3 protein-coding genes are annotated in these 6,485 nt (G+C 68.3%); 1 reads left to right on the top strand and 2 read right to left on the bottom strand.

Annotated elements, in window-relative coordinates; all coding sequences use genetic code 11:
* On the bottom strand, positions 1–4,148 hold a 4,148-nt coding region (locus PQI23_RS12815), incomplete at its 3' end, for an Ig-like domain-containing protein (RefSeq protein ID WP_339975141.1).
* A 280-nt stretch (positions 4,149–4,428) separates the two neighbouring features.
* On the opposite strand from PQI23_RS12815, the gene PQI23_RS12810 reads away from it, so the two are divergent.
* The gene (locus tag PQI23_RS12810) at positions 4,429–5,358 is read left to right on the top strand and encodes a 3-methyladenine DNA glycosylase (protein ID WP_445238435.1); all 930 of its coding nucleotides are present in this window, start codon (positions 4,429–4,431) and stop codon (positions 5,356–5,358) included.
* A 37-nt stretch (positions 5,359–5,395) separates the two neighbouring features.
* Here the strand turns inward: PQI23_RS12810 and PQI23_RS12805 are convergent, their stop codons facing one another.
* Positions 5,396–6,454, bottom strand: a complete 1,059-nt coding sequence (locus PQI23_RS12805; protein WP_339975139.1) for an Rv2578c family radical SAM protein — start codon at positions 6,452–6,454, stop codon at positions 5,396–5,398.
* Between the last annotated feature and the right edge of the window lie 31 nt (positions 6,455–6,485).

Below are 6,485 nucleotides of genomic sequence, written 5' to 3'. Positions count from 1 at the left end.
GTCGCGGTTGAGGTCTCTCCCTCGTCGTCCGTCACCTGATAGGTGATCGGGGCCGGGTTGCCCGAGAAGCCCTCCTCGGGAGCGAACGAGATCGCACCCGTCTCAGGATCCACCGTCCACGTGCCCTCGCCCTCGACGACCAGCTCGGTCAGGAGCTCCTCGCCGTCCACGATCCGCACCGAGGCGGGATCGAGCGCACCCAGGTCATTCGCGAGCACCGGCACCGAAACCGTGGCACCCTGCGCGTTGTTCAGCGACTCGTCGTTCGTCGCCTCGGGAACGTACGTCACGGTCACCGTCGCGGTTGAGGTCTCTCCCTCGTCGTCCGTCACCTGATAGGTGATCGGGGCCGGGTTGCCCGAGAAGCCCTCCTCCGGAGCGAACGAGATCGCACCCGTCTCAGGATCCACCGTCCACGTGCCCTCACCGTCGACGACGAGTTCCATAACGAGCTCCTCGCCGTCCACGATGCGCACCGAAGCGGGATCCAGGGCACCCAGGTCATTCGCGAGCACCGGCACCGAGACCGTGGCACCTTGCGCGTTGTTCAGCGACTCATCGTCGGCGGCAGCCGGAGCATAGGTTACGGTGACCTCGGCCTCAGACGACTCCCCCTCGGTATCCGTCACCTGATAGGTGATCGGGGCCGGGTTGCCCGAGAAGCCCTCCTCCGGAGCGAACGAGATCGCACCCGTCTCAGGATCCACCGTCCACGTGCCCTCGCCGTCGACGACGAGTTCCATAACGAGCTCCTCGCCGTCCAAGATCCGTAGCGAAGCGGGATCCAGGGCGCCGAGATCATTCGCGAGCACCGGCACCGAAACCGGGGTGCCCTGCGCATTGTTCAGCGACTCGTCGTTCGCGGCGGCAGGCGCGTACGTCACCGTCACAGTGGCGCTCGACGTCTGATCCTCGACATCGGTCACCTCGTACGCGATCGGCGTCGGGTTGCCCGAGAAACCGTCTTCGGGAGCAAACACGATCACCCCGTTGATCGGGTTCACCGACCAGGTGCCCTGGCCCTCGACCTCGAGCTGCACCACGCGGTTCTCACCGTCGACGATCCGCACGGAAGCCGGGACGAGCGCGCCGAGATCGTTGGCGAGCACCGGCACCGAGACCGTAGCGCCCTGCGCGTTGTTCAGCGACTCGTCATTCGCAGCGGCCGGCGCGTAGGTCACGGTGACCTCGGCCTCCGACGTTTCCCCCTCGCTGTCGGTCACGCGGTACGTGATCGGGGCCGGGTTGCCCGAGAAACCCTCCTCGGGAGCGAACGAGATCACCCCCGTTTCAGGATCGACCGTCCACGTCCCCTGCCCGTCGACCACGAGCTCGGTCACGAGTTCGTCCCCGCTCAGGATTCGCACGGAAGCGGGGTCGAGAGCGCCGAGATCGTTCGCGAGCACCGGCACGGACACCGTTTCGCCCTGCGCGTTGTTCAGCGATTCGTCGGCCGCCGCGGCGGGCGCGTATGTCACCGTGATGACCGAGGCCACGGTCTGCCCCTCGGTGTCCGTCGCCTGGTACACGATCGGCGTCGGGTTGCCCGAGAATCCCTCCGCGGGAGCGAAGGAGATCGCACCCGTTTCCGGATCCACCGTCCACGTCCCCTCGCCGTCGACGACCAGCTGCGTGGCGACGTCCTCGCCGTTCGCGATGCGAACCGATGCGGGGTCGAAGTCACCGAGATCGTTATCGAGCACCGGAACCTCGACGGTCGCTCCCTGCGCGTTGTTCAGCGACTCATCCGTAACCGCTTCGGGGGCGTACGTCACCGTGACGCCCGCCTCGGTGGTCTCTCCCTCGGCATCCGTCGCCTGATAGGTGATCGGCGTCGGGTTGCCCGAGAAGCCCTCCGCGGGAGCGAACGAGATCGCACCGGTCTCCGGGTCCACCGTCCAGGTGCCCTGGCCATCGACTACGAGCTCGGTCACGAGCTCCTCGCCATCGATGATCCGCACCGAAGCGGGATCGAGCGCCCCCAGGTCGTTCGCGAGTACCGGCACCGATACCGTCTCGCCCTGCGGGTTGTTCAGCGACTCGTAGGCGACCGCCGTCGGCGCGTACGTCACGGTCACCGTCGCACCCGACGTCTCGCCGTCCGCATCGGTCACCTCGTAGGCGATGGGGGCCGGATTGCCGGAGAAGCCCTCCGCGGGAGCGAACGAGATCGCACCCGTTTCGGGATCCACCGTCCACGTGCCCTCTCCGTCGACGACGAGCTCGGTCACCCGCGCGTCTCCATCAGCGATCCGCACGGAGGCAGGATCGAGCGCCCCCAGGTCGTTCGCGAGCACCGGTACCGTAACGGTTTCGCCCTGCGCATTGTTCAGCGATTGGTCATTGGCGGACGCGGACGCATAGGTCACAGTGACCTCCGCTCGGGATGTCTCTCCCTCCGCGTCGGTCACCTGGTAGGTCACCGGTGTCGGATTTCCCGAGAAGCCCTCCTCGGGGGCGAACGACACCGCTCCCGTCTCGGGGTTCACCGTCCACGTGCCCTGTCCCGCCACGACCAATTCGGTCACGAGCTGGTCGCCGTCGACGAGGCGCACCGACCCCGCATCGAGCTCGCCCAGATCGTTGGCGAGCACCGGCACCGTCACGGTCGCACCCTGCTCGTTCCGCAGTGATTCATCATTCGCAGCGGCCGGGGCGAAGGTCACCGAGACCGAGTTGCGCGATGTTTCCCCATCAGCGTCGGCCACCTGGTAGGTGATCGGCGTCGGGTTGCCCGAATATCCTGCCTCGGGCGCGAACGAGATGGTTCCATTCACCGTGTCGACCGTCCAGACGCCCTGGCCCGCGACGGTGAGCGAGGTCACAAGTTCGTCCCCGTCGACGATGCGCAGCGAAGCCGGATCGACCGAGCCCCGATCGTTCCCGAGCACGGGCACGGTGACCGTTTCGCCCTGGGGATTGTTCGTCGACTCGTCGGCGCCCGTCTGAATCTGCTCCACGTTCGTGAACGAGCAGGAGACGCCGGGTGAGTTCGCGGGGAACACGAACGAGCCGTTGTTGCCCTCGCCCGACTGGACGACGGCGTTGGAGACCACGTCGGTGCACGTCCAGGTCGTGTCGTAGATCGCGATGTTGCCGGGCTTCGGCGTCTGGGTCACCGTGTAGGTCTCGTTCGGGAGCACGATGATCGGGCCGACGTCGGCGGTGCCGTCGGGATCCGCGGTCCCGGTGTTTCCCACGCTGATGCCCGGGCCGCCGATCGCGACGTCGAACGGCGCGTCGGGAGCGGCGCCGGAGGACGCGAGGTCGATGGTGCGCGGCGTCGCGCGGGAGCCGAGGTCGGTCAGCGGAGTGACCGGCGAGAGAGCACCCTGCTCGACGCGGTCGCCGGTGATGGGGCTGACCTTGAAGAATGTGCCGGTGCCGAAGAGGTACAGATATCCGTCGGCACCGAAGGAGATGGAGTTGACGCCGCCGACGTCGATGTTCGCGCCGATCGGAACCGCGGTCGCAGTGCCGGCGTCGAGCCCTTCGACATCGGCGCGATAGATCTGACCGCCCGGGGTGGCCGACGTTGCGGCGGCGACGAAGTACATGTTGCCGAGGCGATCGAACACGAGGTCGCCGTTGCCGCCGGGCGGGTTCGGCGCCGTGACCGTCACGATGCCCGGAATGAGCGTGTTCGTCGCCGGGTTGTAGCGGGAGAAGGTGAAGTTGTTCGTGCCCGACACCTGGCCGCCGTAGAAGAGGTACCCGGTGCGCGGGTCGACGCCGCCCATCGTGTTCGCGACGGTGGAGGGGCTCGGTCGCGCGACGGACGCCCACTGCTCGGTGTCGGTGCTGTAGCGGTACACCGTCGTCGGGTTGGTGACCATCAGGAACCTGCCGTCGACCGACACGCCGAGCTGGTTCAGCGTTGTGGATCCCGGCGCGGTCACCGAGTTGGTGACGGCCCGCGTCGCCGGGTTGACGGCGACGATGGTGCGACTGCCCTGAGTACCCGCAGGGGAACCCGCCGGAGCGGCTTGCGTCCCGTACAACAGCCCGGGTTCGAACGGCGGCGCGGCCTGTGCCGCCGAAGGAACGCCGAGAACGAGCCCCGACACCGCGATCGCCGCCGAGGCGATTCCGCTGAGAAATGTGACGAATGACGACCTGCCGCCGTCGCGTTTCGTGTCTTGCTGCACGACCCCTCCAAGTGCACGGTGCGCGCGAACGGCACCTTTTCGGCGCGACGAAGCAGCGTGTACGGCGCCCCGCCCCCTATGAAGATCGGCCCCGACGCGAGCTGCACAGATCTCGCCTCGAGTCCCGGTGACCGCCCCAACGGTCGCCCCGATCACTCAACATTCAATCAAAACGCTCGCAGGAATAACACCCCCTTCTGGGCGTCGACCGACCGTTCCCTGGGATCATCTGGGAACCGGCGGTTATCGGTCGGGCGTGTCTCGGCGCTACACTCGCGGGGTGTCTGTGGCTGCCCGAATACCTTCGCGCGAATGGCGCGGTCGGGCCGACCTCCACGCCGAGCGGGCTCATGCGCTGACCGCCGAGCATCGCGAGCGGCGGTTGCGGCGCGAGAGCCACCCGGTCGAGGATTTCCTCTGGACCTACTACTCCGTGAAGCCCTCGGAGCTCGCGAAATGGCATCCCGGCGCGGGCGTGCAGCTCGAAGATGCCTCGGATCGCGCTGCGTGGAAGCACTATCGCGTCGCGGGCGCCGGCGCCCCGGGCCCGAGTGACGTCACCGAGCATCCGACCGTGGAGGTCGACCTCCGAGCGTTCTTCGAGCGCCGCGGCGGAACCGTCGACTACGTCGAGCGGCTGCTCCGCGAAACGCTCTCGCGGCCTCCCCGGTTCGGGTGCTTCGGCCTCCACGAGTGGGCGATGGTCTACCGCATGACGCCGGAGCAGGTGCGCCACCGCGCGCTGCCCCTGCGCATCGGACACGCGGCGACGGACCGCGTGGTGGAGACGCACCCGATCGGCTGCTCCCACTTCGACGCCTACCGCTTCTTCACCGCCGACGCCGCGCCCCTCAACACGCTCAGCCCGACGCGGGAGACGCAGCCCGAGACGGAGCAGTCGGGGTGCCTGCACGCCGGAATGGACGTCTACAAGTGGGCGGCGAAGCTCGGCCCGATCATTCCCGGCGAGGTGCTGCTCGACGCCTTCGTGCTGGCGCGGGATATTCGCGAGGTCGACATGCGCGCATCGCCCTACGACGTCAGCGCGTACACGGGAGCCGACGGACGTCCACTCGCCGCGGTCGCGATCGAGACCCCGGAGGGGAAGCGCGAGTACGCTCACCTGCAGCGCGGCTTCGCCGAGCGCGGCGATGCGCTCCGCCGCCGCGTGCTCGACGCGATCGCGGTCGCGCGCACCGCTGCGGAGTAGCCCTCACCCTGAATGCGAGCGGGGCGCCGCGCGACGGTCAGAAGAGCGTCGGTGCGGGCGCGCCGGGCGTCGACTGCGCGGCGACCGTCTCGGTGTTCTGCGCGAATGTCCGAGTGCGCGAGGTGCCGGAGCGCTCGAGCCCGTAGCGGGCGATGAGCGGGCGGATCCGCCCGGCGAGCTCCACGCGGTAGGCCTGCGGGGCGCGACTCGCAGCGCCCGGGTAGAGCGACCGGTAGAGCGGCAGCAGCTCCGGATGCTCGCGCTCGAGCCAGGCGAGGAACCACGGCTTCACGTGCGACCGCAGGTGCAATGCACCGTAGACGACGGAGCGCGCCCCCGCGTCGCGGATGTCGCGGAGCAGTCTCTGGAGATGCGCCGGGTCGTCGGTGAGCCCGGGAAGCACGGGCATGAGGAACACGTCGGCCGCGAGCCCCGCGTCTCGGGCGGCGGCGATGGTGTCGAGTCGCGCGCGCGTGGAGGGGGTGCCCGGCTCGATCGACTGCTGCAGCTCGTGATCGCCGACCGCGATCGACATCGCGAGTTCGACGGGCACCCGTTCTGCGGCTTCGGCGAGGAGCGGCAGGTCGCGTCTGAGGAGCGTTCCCTTCGTCAGGATCGACATCGGCGTTCCGCTTCGAGCCAGTGCGGTGATGATGCCCGGCATGAGCCGATACCGGCCCTCGGCGCGCTGATACGGATCGGTGTTGGTTCCGAGTGCGACGCACTCCCGCGCCCACCCGGGCCGCGCCAGCTCGCGGCCCAGCACCTCGGCGACATTCACCTTCACGACGATCTGGGCATCGAAATCTCTGCCGGTGTCGAATTCGAGATACCGGTGCGACCCGCGTGCGAAGCAGTACACGCAGGCGTGCGAGCACCCCCGATACGGGTTGATCGTCCAGGAGAACGGCATCGAGGACTCGCCGTGCACGCGGTTCAGCGCACTCTTCGCGAGCACTTCGTGAAACGCGATGCCGGCGTACTCGGGCGATCGCACCGTGCGCAGATGACCCGGCACTGCTGCAACCTCCGCCACGGTCAGGCCCGCGAGGGCCCCGTCCTCCCGTGCAGCGACCGTCTGCCCGTTCCACCTCATACCCCCATTCGAACATATGTTCGAATGGGGC

The organism is Leucobacter sp. USCH14, assembly GCF_037619215.1.
Taxonomy (GTDB): domain Bacteria; phylum Actinomycetota; class Actinomycetes; order Actinomycetales; family Microbacteriaceae; genus Leucobacter.
The sequence above is the reverse complement of the archived record's forward strand: the minus strand, read 5'-3'. Positions and strand labels throughout refer to the sequence as shown.

What these genes read in the sequence shown, in the direction of transcription:
- PQI23_RS12805 (WP_339975139.1), bottom strand. Translation starts at nt 6,454, where the DNA reads ATGAGGTGGAACGGGCAGACGGTCGCTGCACGGGAGGACGGGGCCCTC.